Below are 17,813 nucleotides of genomic sequence, written 5' to 3' on the forward strand. Positions count from 1 at the left end.
ACGCGCCACGGGCCCGCGCCCCGGCTCCCGTCCGGCACCGCCTCCGCGGCGCCCCGGCAGGGAGCCGGGGCGCGGGCGGCACGGGCCGGGGGGCTCCGGGTTCCGCGGTCCCGGGGCCCGGGCCGCGGGCGGGTCCGGGGGCCGGGACGGCTCGCGGGTCCGTGGGGGCGGGCGTCGTGGCGCACCCGGCCGCTCGCCGGCTGCCCGCTCGGCAGCCGTCATCCGTACGACAAGGGGAGGATCCGTTCATGGGCGTCACGCTCGCCAAGGGAGGCAACGTCTCCCTCTCGAAAGCCGCCCCCAACCTCACCAAGGTGACGGTCGGGCTCGGCTGGGACGCGCGCTCCACCACCGGGGCGCCCTTCGACCTCGACGCCAGCGCCCTGATCTGCGGCGCGGGCGGCCGCATCCTCGGGGACGAGTGGTTCGTCTTCTACAACCAGCTCACCAGCCCCGACGGTTCGGTGACCCACACGGGCGACAACCTCACCGGCGAGGGGGACGGCGACGACGAGTCGATCGTCGTGGACCTGCCCCAGGTGCCGGCCCAGTGCGAGCGGATCGTCTTCCCCGTGTCGATCCACGAGGCGGACCTGCGCGGCCAGAGCTTCGGCCAGGTCTCCAACGCCTTCATCCGGGTCGTCAACGAGGCCGACGGCCAGGAGCTGGCCCGCTACGACCTCTCCGAGGACGCCTCCACCGAGACGGCGATGATCTTCGGTGAGCTGTACCGGTACCGGGGCGAGTGGAAGTTCCGCGCGGTCGGCCAGGGGTACGCGTCGGGTCTGCGCGGCATCGCGCTCGACCACGGGGTCGACGTCTCCTGAGCCCCGGGCGTCACAGGAACGCGACACGACCCTAGACTTCGGGTCAACGAAGAGTAAAGCCGGGTGCGGGGCGGTCCCCCGCCACATGATGGGGTAGCCAGTGGTACTCAAAACCTTCGGCTGGTCGTTCGCGGTCACCGCGCTCGGCCTGGTCGTAGCGGTCATCTACGGGGGATGGACGGCCTTCGGCGTCGTGGCCATCCTGTCGATCCTCGAGATCTCGCTGTCCTTCGACAACGCGGTGGTCAACGCCGGGATCCTGAAGAAGATGAGCGCCTTCTGGCAGCGCATCTTCCTCACCATCGGCATCCTGATCGCCGTCTTCGGCATGCGGCTGGTCTTCCCCGTCGTCATCGTCGCCATCAGCGCCAAGCTCAACCCGATCGACGCGGTCGACCTGGCGCTGAACAACAAGGACCTCTACGAGCAGTACGTGACGGACGCCCACCCGGCGATCGCCGCGTTCGGCGGTATGTTCCTGCTGATGATCTTCCTCGACTTCATCTTCGAGGACCGGGACATCAAGTGGCTGGCCTGGCTGGAGCGTCCGCTCGCCAAGCTCGGCAAGGTCGACATGCTGTCCGTCTGCATCGCGCTGATCGCGCTGCTGGTCACGGCGATGACCTTCGCGACGCACGCCCACACGCACAGCGGCCACGCGGACAAGTCCGCCACGGTGATGCTGGCCGGCATCGGCGGTCTGATCACCTACCTGGTGGTCGGCGGTCTCTCCGGCTACTTCGAGGACAAGCTCGAGGAGGAGGAGGAGCGCGAGCACGAGGCGGAGGAGAAGGCGGCCGCCGAGGGCAAGCCGCGGTCCGCCGTCGAGCTGGTCGGCAAGGCGGCCTTCTTCATGTTCCTCTACCTCGAGGTCCTGGACGCGTCGTTCTCCTTCGACGGCGTCATCGGCGCCTTCGCCATCACCAACGACATCATCCTGATGGCGCTGGGTCTGGGCATCGGCGCCATGTACGTCCGTTCCCTCACCGTGTACCTGGTCCGCCAGGGCACCCTGGACGACTACGTCTACCTGGAGCACGGTGCGCACTACGCGATCGGCGCCCTGGCGGTCATCCTGCTGGTCACCATCCAGTACCAGATCCACGAGATCATCACCGGCCTGATCGGTGTCGTCCTGATCGCCAGCTCGTTCTGGTCCTCGGTCCGCCGCAACCGCAGGCTGGCCGCGGCCGAGGGCGGCTCCGACGGCAAGGCGGAGGTCTCCTCCGGGGTGTGAGCCGTGTGACCCCCCTTCGTGCCCGTGTGCGACCCCGCGTGTGACCTTCGCCGCGTGTACCGCACCCCGCGCGAAGGGAACGCTCTCAGCGGGGCGGTCGTCGAGGACGGGCAGTCCTCCAGGCCGCCCCGCCGGCGTATGCGCGCAGCGGGCCGGCGGTGACGGTGCGATGCGAGGGGTGGGCGGGGATGGCTTCCACGGAACAGCGGTCCGGCGAGCGGGGGACGAGGCCGGGGGCCGCGGCGTTCTCGGGGTTCTCCGGCTTCTTCGACGGCCTGCGGCCCTGGCACGCGGCCGGCTTCGACACCCGCGGCGCCCGGGGCGGCCCCGTCCGGCTGACCAGCCGGCGGCGCCGGGTGTCGCTGACCAAGCAGGGCGCCGACACCGGCAACCTGCGCGTCCAGCTGGCCTGGCGGATGCGGACCTCCGACCTCGGCGGCGGCACGCGGGAGAGCCTGCTGCGCCACCCGCTGCGGGCGCTCCGGCCGCCGGAGGTCGTCGGCCACACCCAGTCCATGGTCCGCGTCGACCTCGACCTGGGCTGCCTGTACGAACTCACCGACGGCTCCAAGGGCGTCGTGCAGCCGCTCGGCGGCCTCTACGGGGCGATCAACGAGCCGCCCTACGTGAAGCTGGACGGCGACGACCGGGCGGGCTCCGGGTCCGGCGAGACGATGCACATCAACCTCGACCACCGGGACGACATCCGGCGGCTGCTGGTGTTCGCCTACATCTACGACGAGACCCCCGCCTTCGACCGCACCGAGGCGACGGTCACGCTCTTCGCCGGGGCGGACCCGGTGATCGAGATCGACCTCGACGAACGTCATCCGCAGGCGCGTTCCTGCGCGGTGTTCACGGTGGAGAACGTCAAGGGCGAGATCTTCGTCCGCCGCGAGGCGCGGTACGTCTACGGCTACCAGGCCGAACTGGACCGCCTCTACGGCTGGGGCCTCAACTGGGGCCGCGGCCACAAGTCCGCCGGCCGCTGACCCCATGTCCGCCGCGGGCCCCGGCGGACATGGGGTGCGAGGTCAGCGGGAGAGGAACTGAGGGCCCATGGGGGGCATGCGGAAGCCCTGGTCGCCCACCGGCTGGGGATAGCCGTACGCGGACGCCTGCGCCGGCACCCTCTGCACCGTCGCTGCCGGCGGATAGCCATACCCCGCAGCGGCGGCGCCACCGGCCGGCGGATACCCGTACCCCGTCGTGGGGGGCGGCGCCACGACCGCCGCGGCCGTCGGCTCCTCGGCCGGCAGCGGCCGCGAGAAGTCCGGCCCCGAACCGGGCGACTCGATCCCGTTCCCCGGCTGTTCGGCCGACGCCGCACCCCCGTCGGGGTCCTCGACCGAGATGCCGAAGTCGGAGGCCAGCCCCTCGAGCCCGTTGGCGTAGCCCTCGCCGAGGGCCCGGAACTTCCAGCTCCCGCCCCGCCGGTAGAGCTCGCCGCAGATCATGGCGGTCTCCTCGCCGGTCTCCGGCACGATGTCGAAATACGCCAGCGGATCCCCGTCCGGCACGTCCGCGTCGTACAGCAGGATGCGCAGGTCCTCCACGCGGGAGAACGGCACCCCGTCCGCCGAGGCGACGACGAGAACACGGCCGACATCCGCCTCGACACCGCTCAGGTTCGTCTGGACCGTGTCGGTGAGGCCCTCGGTGACGCGCTTCTTGCCGAGCCGCCAGACCTTCCCGGAGGGATGCCGTGGCTGGTTGTAGAAGACGAAGTCCCCGTCCGAGCGCACACGTCCGTCCGTCCCGAGCAGAAGCGCCGAAGCGTCCACGTCGGGCGCGCCCGGCCCCGCCGACCACCGGAGCACGGCGCGTACCGTGCCCGCCTCCAGCGGGACGTTGGAGCCCTTCAGCATCGCGTGCGTCATACGGGCAATCCTGCCCTCTGGGTCCGGCCAGGACAATGCGGGGGTCGGCCGGACCGATCCGGACGGTTTCGGCCCGGGAGGGACTGTCGCGGTCCGTAACGGACATACGCCGGTCACCCGAACTTCACGGACCTCGGGAACTGCGGAAATAGATCTGTACGTACTATTACCGGCCACCCTCTTCGGCCGCTGATTTCTCACGGGGGACACCATGCGTCACTTCGGGCACGTAGCCCCGGAGGTGCGAGAGCGCCTCTTCCACCAGGAGCCCTGCGAGTTCACGGCCGACTCGCCCGCCCCCGTGCTCTCCGCGGCGCTGGGCGCGACCCTGTACAGCCCGGCCACCCGCCCGCGGCTGGCCGACGACGTCCTCAAGCAGGCGGCCCGCGGTGTCGTCTCCATGGTCCTGTGCCTGGAGGACTCCATCGACGACGCCGACGTCGAGGCCGGCGAGGAGAACCTGGTCCGGCAGTTCGCCGACCTGGACGCCCGGCTCGGCGAGACCTCCGGCGAGCGGCTGCCGCTGCTGTTCGTGCGGGTGCGGCACCCCGGGCAGATCGGCGACCTGGTCCGCCGGTTCGGCGCGTCCGCCCGGCTGCTCTCCGGCTTCGTGGTGCCCAAGTTCACCCAGCGGCACGGCACCCCCTTCCTGGAGGCGGCGGCCGAGGCCGAGGCGGAGAGCGGACGGCGGCTGTTCGTGATGCCGGTCCTGGAGTCGCCCGAGCTCCTCCACCTGGAGACGCGCACCGAGACCCTGACGGGCATCTTCGACACGGTCGACAAGTACCGCGACCGGGTGCTGGCGCTGCGGCTCGGCGTCACGGACTTCTGCTCCGCCTACGGCCTGCGCCGCGCCCCCGACATGACCGCCTACGACGTGCGGATCATCGCCTCGGTGATCTCCGACGTGGTCAACGTGCTGGGGCGCGCCGACGGCACCGGCTTCACCGTCACCGGACCGGTGTGGGAGTACTTCCGGTTGCAGGAACGTATCTTCAAGCCGCAGCTGCGGGAGAGCCCGTTTCGCGGCGACGCCCGGGAGCTGCGCGAGAACCTCATCGAGCACGCGCTGGACGGCCTGCTGCGGGAGATCGCCCTCGACCAGGCCAACGGCCTGCTCGGCAAGACCTGCATCCACCCCACCCACGTCCAGCCGGTCCACGCGCTCTCCGTCGTCAGCCACGAGGAGTTCTGCGACGCGCAGGACATCCTTCGGCCCGAGCGGGGCGGCGGCGGGGTGCTGCGGTCGGCGTACACCAACAAGATGAACGAGGTGAAGCCGCACCGGGCGTGGGCGGAGCGGACCATGCTCCGCGCGCAGGTCTTCGGCGTCGCCCAGGAGGACGTGGGCTTCGTCGACCTGCTCGCCGCGGCCTCCGACGCCTGCCCGTGAGGGCCCGCACCTCGCGAGCGGCCCTCCCCAAGGCCGCGGGCCTCTCCTGCCCGGGAACCCGGGCGGGCTCGCGCCACACAGGCCTGGCCGACACAGGTGCGGTCCACACAGGCGGACCGCATGTAGGCGGGCCGCACACAGGGCTGCGGCACACAGGCGGGCGGCACACAGATCCGCGCCCCACAGGCACCGGGGACACGCCCCCCGGGCCCCCAGGCCGCCCGGGACGACGGGGCCGCCCGGGTCACCGCAACCACCCGGGCCTCGTGAACACGGACGGGCGCCCCGCACGCGCCCCACGCACGCCGCAGGCAGACGGACGCCGGAGGGCGGCGGCACACGCCGCCCCACCGGCCGGACACACAAGGGACTCATGAAGACAGCCGACACCGCCGAGGACCGCACCGGCCCCTGGACCGGCACCTGGGTGGCCGAACGCCTCGGCGTCGCCCTGGAGGGCGACCCGGCCCTGCGCGACCTGCTGGGGCTCGCCCTGCGCCGCAACCCCCGCCGCGCCCACCTGCTCGTCTCCCACGTGCTCGGCAAGCACGTGCCGCAGTCGCCCGCCGTCGTCCACGGACACGGCGTGGCCCTCGGCCGCCGGGTCCGCGAGCTGCTGGGCCCGCAGGAGGCGTCGCGGGCGGTCGTCCTCGGCTACGCCGAGACCGCCACAGGCCTCGGCCACTCGGTCGCGGACGGCCTCGGCGACGCCCCCTGCCTGCACTCCACGCGTCGCCCCGTCCCCGGCGTCGACGCGGCCGGCGGCTTCGAGGAGTCGCACTCCCACGCCACCAGCCACCTCCTGCTGCCGGAGGACCCCGCCCTGCTCGCGGGGGACGGCCCGCTGGTGCTGGTCGACGACGAGTTCTCCACCGGCAACACGGTCCTGAACACCATCCGCGCCCTGCACGCCCGTTACCCCCGTGCGCGGTACGTGGTGGTCGCGCTGGTCGACACGCGTTCGCCCGCCGACAGCGGCCGGCTCGCCGAGTTCGCCGCGGAGATCGGCGCCCGCGTCGACCTGGTCGCCACCGCGACCGGCCGGGTCCGGCTCCCGGAGGGCGTCCTCGAGAAGGGCCAGGCCCTGGTCGCGGCCCACGAGAGCCCCGCCGCCGCGCCCCAGCCCCGGGCACAGGCCCCGGCAGCGCCGGGCGACGCCCCACGCCGCGAGGACATGGTCCCGCGGCAGCGGACGACCCCCACCCCGCTCGCCCGCCGGGTGGACCTCGGCTGGCCCGAGGGTCTCCCCGACGGCGGCCGGCACGGGTTCACGCCGCACCACCGCGCCCGGCTCGACGCCGCCCTGCCCGCGATGACCGCGCGCCTCGCCGAGGCCCTGCCGGCCGGCGCCCGTCACGGCCGCGTGCTCGTCCTCGGCTTCGAGGAGCTGATGTACGCCCCGCTGCGCCTGGCCGCCGGACTGGAACAGCTGCTCACCGACGCGCGGGTGCGGTTCTCCACCACCACCCGCTCGCCCGTCCTCGCGGTCGACGACCCCGGCTACGCCATCCGCAGCCGCCTGGTCTTCCCCGCCCACGACGACCCGGCCGACGGGCCCGGCGACCGCTACGCGTACAACGTGGCCGGCGCCGGCTTCGACGCCGTGATCGCCGTCGTCGACTCCGCCGGCGACACCCCGGCGCTGCACGCCCCCGACGGCCTGCTCGCGCGACTCGCCGCGCACACCCCGCACGTGCTGCTCGCCGTCGTCCCCAGCCACGTCCCCAGCCGCGCCACCGGTCACGACGCCACCGGTCAGGACCGCGTCGGCCACGACGCCACCGGTCAGGACCACGCCGGTCACGACGCCACCGGTCAGGACCGCGCCGGCCACGAGGTCGCCGGTCAGGACCTTGCCGGTCAGGACCGCGCCGGTCGCGACGCCGCAGGTCACGACCCCGGCCGCGCCGCCCGCCACGTCTCCCGCCCCGCCCCCGCACGGACCGCCCGCGAGGGCGGCGCCGCGCGCGCATCCGAAAGGCCCGCCATGCTGCCGGAGCCCCTCCGCGGACCACACTTCTCCTCCTACGCCCCCGACGAAGTGGGCTGGCTGCTTCAGGACCTCTCCGACGTCACCCTCGAGGCGCCCACCGAGGAGCGTGAGGAGGCCATCCAGAGCGGCGGCGCCCACTACGCCGAGTCGCTGCCCGTCGAGTACCAGCCCAGCGAGGACTACCAGCGGCTCTTCCACGCCGCTCTGGACACCTCCGCCACCCGGATCGCCGAGGCCGTCGGCGTGGTGACCGAGACCGTCCTCGCCGAGCGCGGCGCGCGCGCCGGACGGACCGTGCTGGTCTCGCTGGCCCGCGCCGGAACCCCGGTCGGCGTCCTGATGCGCCGCTGGGCCCGCCACCGTCACGGCCTGGACCTGCCGCACTACGCCGTCTCCATCGTGCGCGGCCGCGGCATCGACGCCAACGCCCTGCGCTACCTCGCCGCCCACCACGACCCCCGCGACGTCCTGTTCGTCGACGGCTGGACCGGCAAGGGCGCCATCACCCGCGAACTCGCCGCCGCCATCGAGGAGTTCGAGGCGGCCGAAGGGATCACCGGCTTCGACCCGGAGATCGCGGTGCTCGCCGACCCGGGATCGTGCGTGAGGACCTACGGCACCCGCGAGGACTTCCTCATCCCGTCCGCCTGCCTCAACTCGACCGTCTCCGGGCTGATCTCGCGCACCGTGCTGCGCTCCGACCTGGTCGGCCCGCACGACTACCACGGCGGCAAGTTCTACCGCGAGCTCGCGGACGCCGACGTCTCCGTCGCCTTCCTGGACGCCGTCTCCGCCCGCTTCGACGAGGTCACCGACGCCGCCGAGGCCCGCGCCAAGGAGCTCGTCGCCGCGGACCGCACGCCCACCTGGGAGGGCTGGGCCGCCGTCGAACGGATCAGCGAGGAGTACGGCATCCACGACGTCAACCTGGTGAAGCCCGGCGTGGGCGAGACCACCCGGGTGCTGCTGCGCCGGGTACCGTGGAAGATCCTGGCCCTCAAGGACGCGGGCGCCGACCTTGACCACGTCCGGCTGCTCGCCGCCCAGCGCGGGGTGCCGGTCGAGGAGGTGGACGAACTGCCGTACAGCTGCGTCGGACTCATCCACCCGCGCTACACGCGCGGGGCCACCGGCACCGACGGACGGGCGGTGGCCGCACGATGACCGAGTCCCATACCGGCGGCCCTCGCGCCGTCGTCGCCAGCGACCTGGACCGGACCCTGATCTACTCCACGGCCGCCCTCGCGCTCACCATGCCGGACCAGGACGCCCCCCGGCTGCTGTGCGTCGAGACCCACGAGCACAGACCGCTCTCCTTCATGACCGAGGCCGCGGCCGAACTCCTCGCCGAACTGGGTGAGGTCGCCAGCTTCGTGCCCACCACCACCCGCACCCGCGCGCAGTACGAGCGGATCAGCCTGCCCGGCCCCGCACCGCGCCACGCGATCTGCGCCAACGGCGGCCACCTGCTGGTCGACGGCGTCTCCGACCCCGACTGGCAGCGGGCGGTGGCCGCGCGGCTCGCGGAGGAGTGCGCGCCGCTGGAGGAGGTCTCCGAACACCTCCGGCGCACCGCCGACCCGCAGTGGCTGCTCAAGCACCGCATCGCCGAGGATCTCTTCGTCTACCTCGTGGTGCAGCGCGACCTGCTGCCCGACCAGTGGGTCAAGGACCTCGCCGAGTGGGCCGAGAACCGCGGCTGGACGGTCTCCCTCCAGGGCCGCAAGATCTACGCCGTGCCCAAGCCGCTCACCAAGAGCGCCGCGGTCCGCGAGGTCGCCCGGCGCACCGGCGCCGGCCTCGTCCTCGGCGCGGGCGACTCCCTCCTCGACGCCGACCTGCTGCTGGCGGTGGACCGCGGCTGGCGCCCCAACCACGGCGAACTCGCCGACACGGGATGGGGCGCTCCGACGGTCGTCCCCCTCGTCGAACGCGGCGTCCTCGCCGGGGAACGCATCCTCCGCGAGTTCCTCACCGCCACCCGCGCCTGACCCCCGGGGACGGCCGCGCGGCTTGGTGCACCACTCGAGCCGCGCCCGTCCCCCCGGGGCCGCCGCCCCGCATAATGGCCCCATGCCTCGCTACGAGTACCGCTGCCGCAGCTGCGGCGACACGTTCGAACTCAGCCGCCCCATGGCGGAGTCCTCCGCCCCCGCGACCTGCCCCGAGGGTCACGAGGACACCGTGAAACTGCTCTCCACCGTCGCCGTCGGCCGCACCGCCGGCTCCGCGGCGCCCGCCCCCGCGCCGTCCGGCGGAGGAGGCGGCTGCTGCGGCGGCGGCTGCTGCGGCTGACAGCCCTACGGCAGCGGACGTGCGCGGATGAGACGTGACGACAGCCCCCAGGAGACCCGGCGGCTCCAGCTGAGCCGCACCTTCGACGAGGACGCCGAGCTCTACGACCGCGTCCGCCCCGGCTACCCGCCCGAGCTGTACGACGACCTCGCCGAACTCACCGGCGCCCACCCCGGCGCCCGCGTCCTCGAACTCGGCTGCGGAACCGGCCAGGCGACCGTGCCCCTGGCCGCCCGCGGCTACCGCGTCACGGCCCTCGACGTCGGCCCCGGCATGGCCGCGGTGGCCCGCCGCAACCTCGCCCACGCTCCGGCGGCGCAGGTCCTGACCACGGACTTCGAGACCTGGCCCCTCCCCGAGGAGCCGTACGACGTCGTCCTCTCGGCGACCGCGTTCCACTGGATCGACCCGGCCGTCCGCACGCGCAAGGCGGCCGACGCGCTACGCCCGGGCGGGGCCCTCGCCGTCATCCGCACGCAGCACGTGCAGGGCGGCACCGAGCAGTTCTTCGTCGGCGTCCAGCGCTGCTACGAGCGCTTCGACCCGGACACCACACCCGGTATGCGACCTCCCGCGCCCGAGGCCGTGGACAATGCGGACCACGTCGAGGAGGTGGCCCGCAGCGGCCGGTTCGGCCCCACCGTCTTCCGCCGCCACCTGCGGGACCTCACGTACAGCACCGCGGACTACCTGGACCTGCTCCGGAGCTACTCGAACCACCGGGCTCTGCCGCAACGCTCCAGGGACGGCCTGCTGAACTGCGTCGCGGCCCTGATCGACGGCGCGTACGGCGGCCGGGTGACCAAGCGCTACCTGCTCGAACTCGCGGTCTCCCACAAGCGCTGACCGGGCAAGCACCGACCGGGCAAGCACCAGCCCGGCAAGCACCAGCCCGGCAAGCACTGACCCAGCAAGCACCGACCCGGGACGCCGACCGGCCCGGCCCTCCTCGGCCTCAGCCCGCCGCCCGCTCCTCCCGTATCGCCGCGACCACCCGGGCCACGTCGTCCCGGACCGCCCGCGTCTCCTCCAGGAAGTGCCACCAGTCCGGGTGCCGCCCCGCCTCCTCGACCGCCGCGGCGGCCCGCTCCAGCCGCGCCGCCGCCGCGTCCAGAGGAGCCGCGTGCCGGGGGTCGGGCCGGTGCCGGCCCGCCATCGCCAGCCGCTGCGCGTCCCGCACGGCGAACCGGGCGCGTTCCACCTCCGCCTGCGGGTCCTTGCGGACCGCCTCCAGCCGCCGCAGCCGGTCCCCGGCGGCCGACACCGCCTCGTCCGCCGAGTTGAGCAGCGCCCGCACCGTCGCCAGCAGCGCCGTCGCGTCGGCCCACCGCTGCTCCTGCCGCGCCGCCCGCGCCTCCGCCAGCCGTTCCTCGGCCTGCGCGACACTCCGCGCCGCCTGCTCCGGCACCGACTGAAGGTCCTGCCAGCAGGCCAGCGCGAAGCCCCGCCGCAGCTCGCTCAGGATGGGCCCGACCTGGGCCGTCCTCGTCTCCAGCGCCTCGGCCCGGGTCCGCAGCGACACCAGCCGCCGGTCGATCTCCACGGCCCGCTCCGGCAGCCGCGCCGCCTCGGCGCGCACCGCCTCCGCCTCCCGGGTGACCCGGTCGGCCCGCTGCAGCGTGGCGGCCACACCGTGCCGCCCGGCGCCCTCGTTGAGCAACGTCAGCTCCGGTCCCAGCGCCGCCAGCCGCGCCGCCAGGTCGTCCGCCCGCAGCCCCGCGCCCCGCGTGGCGTCCAGTTGCTCGGCCGCGTTCCGCAACGCCTGCCGGGCCCGCTCCACCGCCGGCGCCAGCCGGGCCAGCTGCGTCTCCGCCTTGCCCAGCAGCGGCCCGAGCCCCTCGGCGAACCGCTCCAGCTCGCGCCGCACCTGGTCCAGCTCGTCCCGCGCCCGGCTCAGCTGCTCCCGCGCCCGCCCGGCCGTGGCCGCGTCCAGGTCGTCCCGGTCCAGGTCGTGCGCGTCGATCGCCTGGATGTACCGGTGGCTGACCTCGTCGACCCGCCGCCCGAAGTCCTCGAACGAGGCCAGCGCCCGCCGGGCCTCGGGGGAGTCGTCCACCGCCCTGATCGTCTCGATCGACAGCCGCATCTCCCGCTGCGCCGTGTCCAGCTCGTAGAACGCCTGCGCCGCCGCGTCCTTGGCCTCCTGCGCCTGGGCCCGCCGGTCGTCGGTCCGCCCCCCGAACCAGCGCCGCGTCCCCCCGCCGGCGAACGCGCCCGCCAGCACCGGCGCCAGCAGCAACGGCAGCGCCATCAGGGCCATCAGGTCCTTGACCGGCCCCGGCGTCCACGACTTGTCCGACACATCCACTCCCCGTCACACCGCCGGGCCGACCCCGCCATTGTCCCACCTGTGTCGACGCGCCACACGGCCCCGGCAGTTCGTGCCCCGGGCAGACGGTTTGCGGGGCGCCGGGCGCGGCAAGGTAGGCTGTCGGCTCGTATTGTCCTGCGCGCGTAGCTCAGCGGTAGAGCGCCGCCCTTACAAGGCGGATGTCGGCGGTTCGAAACCGTCCGCGCGCACCTGCGAGAAGGCCCCCGCGATCATGGTCGCGGGGGCCTTCGACGGCAGTGGTTGACGGCAGGGGAGGCCCCTCAGCCGGCCCAGGTCCACTCCGTCACCTCCGGGAGGTCGGTCCCGTGGGCGCGGATGTAGGAGTGGTGCCGGGTGCGGGCGTCGGCCATGGCCTGGCGGACCCTCGCGGCGCGGACGGCGAGACCGGGGACCCGGTCGACGACGTCCATCACCAGCCGGTAGCGGTCGAGGTCGTTCATGACGACCATGTCGAACGGCGTGGTCGTGGTGCCCGCCTCCCGGTAGCCGCGTACGTGCAGGTTGCCGTGTCCCGCACGCCGGTAGGTGAGCCGGTGGATCAGCCACGGGTAGCCGTGGTAGGCGAAGATCACCGGCTTGTCGCGGGTGAAGAGGCCGTCGTACTCGAAGTCGGTGAGGCCCTTCGGATGGTCCTCCCGGGACAGCAGCCGGGTCAGGTCGACCACGTTCACCACCCGCACCTTGAGGTCGGGCAGGTGGGTCCTGAGCAGCTTGGCCGCGGCCAGCACCTCCAGGGTGGGCACGTCGCCGGCGCAGGCGAGGACCACGTTGGGATCCCCGTCGTCGTCGGTGCTCGCCCACTCCCAGATGCCGGCGCCCCGCGCGCAGTGGGCCTCGGCCCGGTCGAGGGGGAGCCAGTCGAAGCAGGGCTGCTTGCCGACCACCACGACGTTGACGAGGTCCCGGCTGCGCAGCACCGTGTCCGAGACGCACAGCAGCGTGTTGGTGTCCGGCGGCAGGTAGATGCGGACCACCTCGGGGCTCTTGTTGAGGACGTGGTCGACGAAGCCGGGGTCCTGGTGAGAGAAGCCGTTGTGCTCCTGCCGCCACACGTGCGAGGTGAGCAGGTAGTTGAGGGAGGCGACCGGCGCGCGCCAGGTCAGGCCGCGCGCGGTGCGGAGCCACTTGATGTGCTGGTTGACCATGGAGTCGACGATGTGGACGAAGGCCTCGTAGCAGGAGAACAGGCCGTGCCGTCCGGTGAGCAGGTATCCCTCGAGCCAGCCCTGGCAGAGCTGTTCGGACAGGATCTCCAGCACCCTGCCGTGCGGGTCGAGGTGTTCGTCCACGCCGAGGGTCTCGGCCTGCCAGGCCTTGCCGGTGGCGCCGTACACCGCGTCGAGCCGGTTCGAGGCGGTCTCGTCGGGGCCCACCAGGCGGAAGTCCCGGCGGGCGGAGGTGCGGGCCATGACCTCCTCGACGTAGGCGCCGAGGACGCGGGTGGGTTCGTGGAGCGTGGCGCCCGGACGTTCGACGGGGACGGCGAAGTCCTCCGGTGCGGGGAGGGGGAGTTCGCGCAGCATCAGGCCGCCGTTGGCGTGCGGGGTGGCGCCCAGCCGCCTGCTTCCCTCGGGGACGCAGGCCAGGACGTGCGGCAGCGGGTGTCCGTCGGGGGCGAAGAGCTCCTCGGGGCGGTAGGAGCGCAGCCACTCCTCCAGCATGCGCAGGTGCTCCGGGTTGTCGCGTACCCCGGAGAGCGGGACCTGGTGGGAGCGCCAGGTGTCCTCCACGGGCACGCCGTCGACCTCGCGGGGGCCCGTCCAGCCCTTGGGCGTCCGCAGCACGATCACCGGCCAGCGCGGGCGCTCGCGCGCACCCTCCTCGCGGGCGGCCCGCTGGAACTCGGCGATGCGGTCGAAGGCCAGGTCGAGCGCGGCCGCCATGGCACGGTGCACCTCGGCCGGGTCGCTGCCGGACATGTGGATCGGCTCGTGACCGTAGCCTCGCATCAGCGCGTCGAGTTCCGCCCGGGGGAGGCGGGCCAGGACCGTCGGGTTGGCGATCTTGTAGCCGTTGAGGTGGACGATCGGCAGCACGGCGCCGTCGTGGACGGGGTCGAGGAACTTGTTGGAGTGCCAGGAGGCGGCGAGCGGGCCGGTCTCCGCCTCGCCGTCGCCGATCACGCAGGCGACCACCAGAGCGGGGTTGTCGAACGCGGCGCCGTAGGCGTGTGCCAGGCAGTAGCCGAGTTCGCCGCCCTCGTGGACGGACCCGGGGAACTCCGGAGCGACGTGACTGGGCACACCGCCGGGGAAGGAGAACTGGCGGAACATCCGCCGCATGCCGGCCAGGTCCCGTGTGACGTCCGGATAGACCTCGGTGTAGCTGCCCTCGAGCCAGGAGTTGGCGACGACGGAGGGCCCGCCGTGCCCGGGCCCCCAGATGGCCAGGACGTCCGCCCCGCGAGTCTTGATCACCCGGTTCAGGTGGGTGTACACGAGATTCAGGCCGGGCGAGGTGCCCCAGTGGCCCAGCAGCCTCGGCTTGACGTGCTCGGTGCTCAGCGGCTCGGTCAGCAGCGGGTTGGACAGCAGGTAGATCTGGCCCGCTGACAGATAGTTGGCGGCCCGCCAGTGGGCGTCGAGGGCGCGCAACTCGTCGTCGCCGAGAGCGTTCGTGGGGGATGCGATGTTCTCTGCCATGGCCAGTTCGCTCCAGGGGAGGCGCCCGGGGGCGCGGGAGGTCAGGACGGTCCGGTTGCCGGATCCGCGCCGGGTGGCGGAGGCATTCCGTGGCGCACCGTCACGGGTTCGGCGAGGGCATCGCCCGGGGCGTGGCCAACCGTCACGCAGTCGGCGGCGACTGCGCCGAGGGCGTGGCGTCGTCGGTGGCGGCGGATCCGGCGCACGGCCCAGGGGGTGTTCACCGTCGCCGCCCGGACTTCCGCGAGGAGCCGCGCGTGCGGATCTCGACCGGGGCGAACACGGCGATCAGCGGGAGGAGGGCGATCAGGGGCCCCAGCAGCCAGTACCAGCGTTGGGCCCACCAGGCGGCGGTGGGCTCGGGCAGCAGCGTGTGGCCCAGGCGTTCCCAGACCCACAGCGCGGCGAGCCAGGCGGTCATGTGCCACAGGAAGACGGTGATCGCCACCGCGTTGACGGCCACCACCGGTTTCCACACCGCCCGCCGGCGCAGCAGACGCGTGGCGGCCGGCGTGACCAGCGCCAGCAGACCGAGCTGGAAGACGGCGAGCGCCGCGATGGCCGCGGTGGTGGGGAAGATGTTCGACTCGGCGTCGCCGACCGCCCCGACCATCGAGCGGGGATAGCCGGCGAACATCGTGAGGACGACCAGGGCCAGCAGGCCGGTCCCGGTGACCGCCAGCCGCTGCGCCGTGGGCCGCCGGCCGAGCCGCCAGGTGCGCCAGACGTAGCCGAGCTGGTGGCAGAACAGCCACACCAGCGCCAGGGTCACCCATTCGGCCCAGGCCAGGTCGAGCCCCCGGCCCAGGACGCTGCCGAGGGCGATCAGCGCCGCCGGCGCCGCCAGGGCGCCTGCGGGGTGGCGGGCGTGCAGCGTCGCGGTGACCGGCACCGCGACGATCAGCAGGCTGTACACGGCGAGGAACCACAGGGGCGTCAGGTAGCCGGGGAACCACTGCCACATCCAGCGGTGCGGTCCGGGCAGTGCCGCCGCGACCAGCTCGCCCACCAGCCATACCCCCGCCCACACGGCGGTGGGGACCGACAGGCGGCGGAGCCGGTCGGCGACGAAGCGCCCGGCGGACCCGCCGGCACGCCGGTGGCTCTCCCAGCCGGCGAGGTTCGCGTAGCCGCCGACCAGGAAGAACACCGGCATGATCTGCAGCACCCAGGTCAGCAGCCAGCCGCCGGGAATCGCGTCGACCGGGTTGGGCATGACGAGGGAGCCGTCGGCGGTGCGGTGGGTGACCGACAGGGTCCAGTGCCACAGCGTGACGATCACGATGCTGAGCACCCGTGCGGCGTCGACGACCCGGTCGCGCCGGTCGGGGGTCGCGTCGACCAGCCGGTCCAGGGCCCCGGGACCGCCGGCGGCGCCGCGCTCCCGGCGGGGTGGGGACGTCACGAGCCGTACAGGGCGTCGATCTCCGTCGCGAAGTCCTGGAGCACCCGGGCCCGGCGGACCTTGAGGGTCGGGGTGAGGTAGCCGTCGGCCTCCGTGAGGTCGTCGGGCAGCACCCTGAACCTGCGCATCCGCTCGGCGGGGCTGAGGGACGCGTTGGCCTCGTCCACCACGGCCTGAAGCTGGGCCAGCAGGTCGGGGTCGTCGCGGAGCTGGGCGGGGGTGGCCTTGGCGGACTTGCCGGCGCTCTTCTTCCAGGCCGTCAGACCCTCCTCGTCGAGCGTGATCAGTCCGGCGATGTACGGCCGCTCGTCGCCGACCGGCACCGCCTGGCTGACCAGCGGATGGGCCCGCAGACGGTCCTCCAGCTCGGCGGGCAGGACGTTCTTGCCGCCGGCGGTGACGATGATCTCCTTCTTACGGCCCGAGATGGTCAGGAAACCGTCGTCGTCCAGGGAGCCGACGTCGCCGGTGTGCAGCCACCCGCCCGGTCCCAGGGTCTCCTTGGTGACCGCCTCGTTGCGCCAGTAGCCGGGGAACACCACCGGGCCGCGCAGCAGGATCTCGCCGTCCTCGGCGATCCGGACCGTGACCCCAGGCAACGGCCTGCCCACCGAACCGATCCTGACCGCGGTGGGCTGGTTGACGGTGGCGGCGGCGCTGGTCTCGGTCAGCCCGTAGCCCTCGAGCACCGTCACGCCGACGCCGCGGAAGAAGTGGCCCAGCCGGGTCCCGAGGGGTGCGCCGCCGCTGATGGCATGGGTGACACGGCCGCCGAGCCCCGCCCTCAGCTTCCGGTAGACGAGCCGGTCGAACAGCGCGTGGGCGAGACGGAGCCCCAGGCCGGGGCGCCCCCCGTGCTCGAGCCGCCGGCTGTAGCGGACGGCGACCTTCTCGGCCTGTGCGAAGACCCGCCCCCGCCCCTGCGCCTGCGCGCGCTGCTGGGCACGGCCGTACACCTTCTCCAGCACCCGGGGCACCGACAGGATGAACGTCGGCCGCAGGACGGCGAAGTGGTCGGGGAGACGGTCGAGGTCGGCGGTGTGGGCCAGCCGGACGCCGTGCTCCACGCAGGCCACCTGGATCACCCGGGCGAACACGTGCGCCAGGGGGAGGAACAGCACGGTCGAGGCGTTCTCGCCGAAGACCTCCCGCAGCGCCACGATCGCGGCGCGGGCGTCGTAGAGCAGGTTGGCGTGGGTGAGCACGCACCCCTTGGGCCTGCCGGTGGTGCCGGAGGTGTAGATGATGGTGGCGGTGTCGTCCGCGCGAACCGCGCGGCGGCGTTCGTCGACCTGCGCCTGCGACACGGCGGCGCCCACCTGCCGCAGCCGCGAGAGGTCCCCCGCGTCGATCTGCCACACCCGGTCAAGGCCGGGAAGAGCCGCGTCGACGGCCTCCAGACGCCTGCGGTGCTCCGCCGTCCCGACGATCGTCGCGACCGCCTCGGAGTTCTCGAGCACCCATTGGATCTGCTCGGGCGAGGAGGTGTCGTAGACCGGGACCGGCACCGCACCGACCGTCCACAGGGCGTAGTCCGTCACCGTCCACTCGTAGCTGGTCGCCGCCAGCAGGGCGACCCGCTCACCGGGCTGGATCCCGGCGGCGACGAACCCCGCGGCGAGGGCGCGCACGTCGGCGGCGAACCGCTCGGCGGTCACCGCCTCCCACCCTCCGCCCGGCCGCGGCCGGTCGAAGAGGACGCGCTCCGGACGGTCGTCCCGGAAGACCGCGGTGGCCAACTGGTCCTGCGGCGGAATCCGGACGGCGGAAGGCATCTCGTACTCGCGCATGTCAGCAGTCTCCGCCACA

At 73.5% G+C, this 17,813-nt stretch carries 13 protein-coding genes and 1 tRNA gene; 9 read left to right on the forward strand and 5 right to left on the reverse strand.

From position 1 onward, the window contains the following. Positions 1-248 precede the first annotated feature (248 nt). The 3 genes from ABT026_RS19190 to ABT026_RS19200 all read left to right on the forward strand — a co-directional run bounded on the left by ABT026_RS19190 (position 249) and on the right by ABT026_RS19200 (position 3,056). Positions 249-827 (forward strand): TerD family protein, encoded by a 579-nt coding sequence (locus ABT026_RS19190; protein ID WP_351115801.1) that lies wholly within the window; start codon positions 249-251, stop codon positions 825-827. Between the two features lie 100 nt (positions 828-927). Next, complete coding sequence (locus ABT026_RS19195; RefSeq protein WP_351115802.1) at positions 928-2,064, forward strand: DUF475 domain-containing protein; 1,137 nt, start codon at positions 928-930, stop codon at positions 2,062-2,064. Between the two features lie 188 nt (positions 2,065-2,252). After that, positions 2,253-3,056, forward strand: a complete 804-nt coding sequence (locus ABT026_RS19200) for a Tellurium resistance (protein WP_351115803.1) — start codon at positions 2,253-2,255, stop codon at positions 3,054-3,056. A 42-nt stretch (positions 3,057-3,098) separates the two neighbouring features. Here the strand turns inward: ABT026_RS19200 and ABT026_RS19205 are convergent, their stop codons facing one another. After that, positions 3,099-3,944, reverse strand: a complete 846-nt coding sequence (locus ABT026_RS19205; RefSeq protein WP_351115804.1) for a TerD family protein — start codon at positions 3,942-3,944, stop codon at positions 3,099-3,101. A 211-nt stretch (positions 3,945-4,155) separates the two neighbouring features. On the opposite strand from ABT026_RS19205, the gene ABT026_RS19210 reads away from it, so the two are divergent. The 5 genes from ABT026_RS19210 (at position 4,156) to ABT026_RS19230 (ending at position 10,471) form a co-directional block, all read left to right on the forward strand. Continuing rightward, on the forward strand, positions 4,156-5,337 hold the full coding sequence (locus tag ABT026_RS19210; protein ID WP_351115806.1) for an HpcH/HpaI aldolase/citrate lyase family protein: 1,182 nt from the start codon (positions 4,156-4,158) through the stop codon (positions 5,335-5,337). 373 nt (positions 5,338-5,710) lie between these two features. Beyond that, positions 5,711-8,494, forward strand: a complete 2,784-nt coding sequence (locus tag ABT026_RS19215) for a phosphoribosyltransferase (RefSeq protein WP_351115807.1) — start codon at positions 5,711-5,713, stop codon at positions 8,492-8,494. Next, positions 8,491-9,321, forward strand: coding sequence for an HAD family hydrolase (locus ABT026_RS19220; protein ID WP_351115808.1), 831 nt, complete (start codon positions 8,491-8,493; stop codon positions 9,319-9,321). The genes ABT026_RS19215 and ABT026_RS19220 overlap by 4 nt, the downstream gene beginning before the upstream one ends. Positions 9,322-9,403: 82 nt before the next feature. Then, on the forward strand, positions 9,404-9,625 hold the full coding sequence (locus ABT026_RS19225; protein ID WP_351115809.1) for an FmdB family zinc ribbon protein: 222 nt from the start codon (positions 9,404-9,406) through the stop codon (positions 9,623-9,625). 27 nt (positions 9,626-9,652) lie between these two features. Beyond that, positions 9,653-10,471, forward strand: a complete 819-nt coding sequence (locus ABT026_RS19230; RefSeq protein ID WP_351115810.1) for a class I SAM-dependent methyltransferase — start codon at positions 9,653-9,655, stop codon at positions 10,469-10,471. Between the two features lie 109 nt (positions 10,472-10,580). Here ABT026_RS19230 and ABT026_RS19235 read toward each other — a convergent pair whose 3' ends face one another. Next, positions 10,581-11,876: a hypothetical protein gene (locus tag ABT026_RS19235; protein ID WP_502968012.1), complete on the reverse strand. Its 1,296-nt coding sequence runs from the start codon at positions 11,874-11,876 to the stop codon at positions 10,581-10,583. Positions 11,877-12,073: 197 nt separating this feature from the next. Between ABT026_RS19235 and ABT026_RS19240 the strand changes: the two genes are divergently transcribed. Further along, a tRNA-Val gene (locus ABT026_RS19240) sits at positions 12,074-12,145 on the forward strand. A 72-nt stretch (positions 12,146-12,217) separates the two neighbouring features. Here the strand turns inward: ABT026_RS19240 and ABT026_RS19245 are convergent. From ABT026_RS19245 to ABT026_RS19255, 3 genes are all read right to left on the reverse strand, one after another. After that, positions 12,218-14,599 carry a phosphoketolase family protein gene (locus ABT026_RS19245; RefSeq protein ID WP_351115811.1) on the reverse strand — a complete coding sequence of 794 codons (2,382 nt, stop codon included), beginning with the start codon at positions 14,597-14,599 and terminating at the stop codon, positions 12,218-12,220. A gap of 220 nt (positions 14,600-14,819) precedes the next feature. Next, a complete protein-coding gene (locus tag ABT026_RS19250) occupies positions 14,820-16,004 on the reverse strand; it encodes an acyltransferase family protein (protein WP_351115813.1) in 1,185 nt (394 codons plus the stop codon). Beyond that, positions 16,001-17,794: an AMP-dependent synthetase/ligase gene (locus ABT026_RS19255; RefSeq protein ID WP_351115814.1), complete on the reverse strand. Its 1,794-nt coding sequence runs from the start codon at positions 17,792-17,794 to the stop codon at positions 16,001-16,003. Before ABT026_RS19255 ends, ABT026_RS19250 begins: the two co-directional genes overlap by 4 nt. Positions 17,795-17,813 lie beyond the last annotated feature (19 nt).

The sequence above is a fragment of the Streptomyces sp. NPDC002734 genome, from assembly GCF_040295685.1.
In the GTDB taxonomy this organism is placed as follows: domain Bacteria; phylum Actinomycetota; class Actinomycetes; order Streptomycetales; family Streptomycetaceae; genus Streptomyces.

Excerpts from the sequence above, each read along its gene's own strand:
- ABT026_RS19190 (WP_351115801.1), top strand. The coding sequence starts at position 249 with ATGGGCGTCACGCTCGCCAAGGGAGGCAACGTCTCCCTCTCGAAAGCC.
- ABT026_RS19200 (WP_351115803.1), top strand. The coding sequence starts at position 2,253 with ATGGCTTCCACGGAACAGCGGTCCGGCGAGCGGGGGACGAGGCCGGGG.
- ABT026_RS19205 (WP_351115804.1), bottom strand. The coding sequence starts at position 3,944 with ATGACGCACGCGATGCTGAAGGGCTCCAACGTCCCGCTGGAGGCGGGC.
- ABT026_RS19210 (WP_351115806.1), top strand. The coding sequence starts at position 4,156 with ATGCGTCACTTCGGGCACGTAGCCCCGGAGGTGCGAGAGCGCCTCTTC.
- ABT026_RS19215 (WP_351115807.1), top strand. The coding sequence starts at position 5,711 with ATGAAGACAGCCGACACCGCCGAGGACCGCACCGGCCCCTGGACCGGC.
- ABT026_RS19220 (WP_351115808.1), top strand. The coding sequence starts at position 8,491 with ATGACCGAGTCCCATACCGGCGGCCCTCGCGCCGTCGTCGCCAGCGAC.
- ABT026_RS19225 (WP_351115809.1), top strand. The coding sequence starts at position 9,404 with ATGCCTCGCTACGAGTACCGCTGCCGCAGCTGCGGCGACACGTTCGAA.
- ABT026_RS19230 (WP_351115810.1), top strand. The coding sequence starts at position 9,653 with ATGAGACGTGACGACAGCCCCCAGGAGACCCGGCGGCTCCAGCTGAGC.
- ABT026_RS19235 (WP_502968012.1), bottom strand. The coding sequence starts at position 11,876 with ATGGCGCTGCCGTTGCTGCTGGCGCCGGTGCTGGCGGGCGCGTTCGCC.
- ABT026_RS19245 (WP_351115811.1), bottom strand. The coding sequence starts at position 14,599 with ATGGCAGAGAACATCGCATCCCCCACGAACGCTCTCGGCGACGACGAG.
- ABT026_RS19255 (WP_351115814.1), bottom strand. The coding sequence starts at position 17,794 with ATGCGCGAGTACGAGATGCCTTCCGCCGTCCGGATTCCGCCGCAGGAC.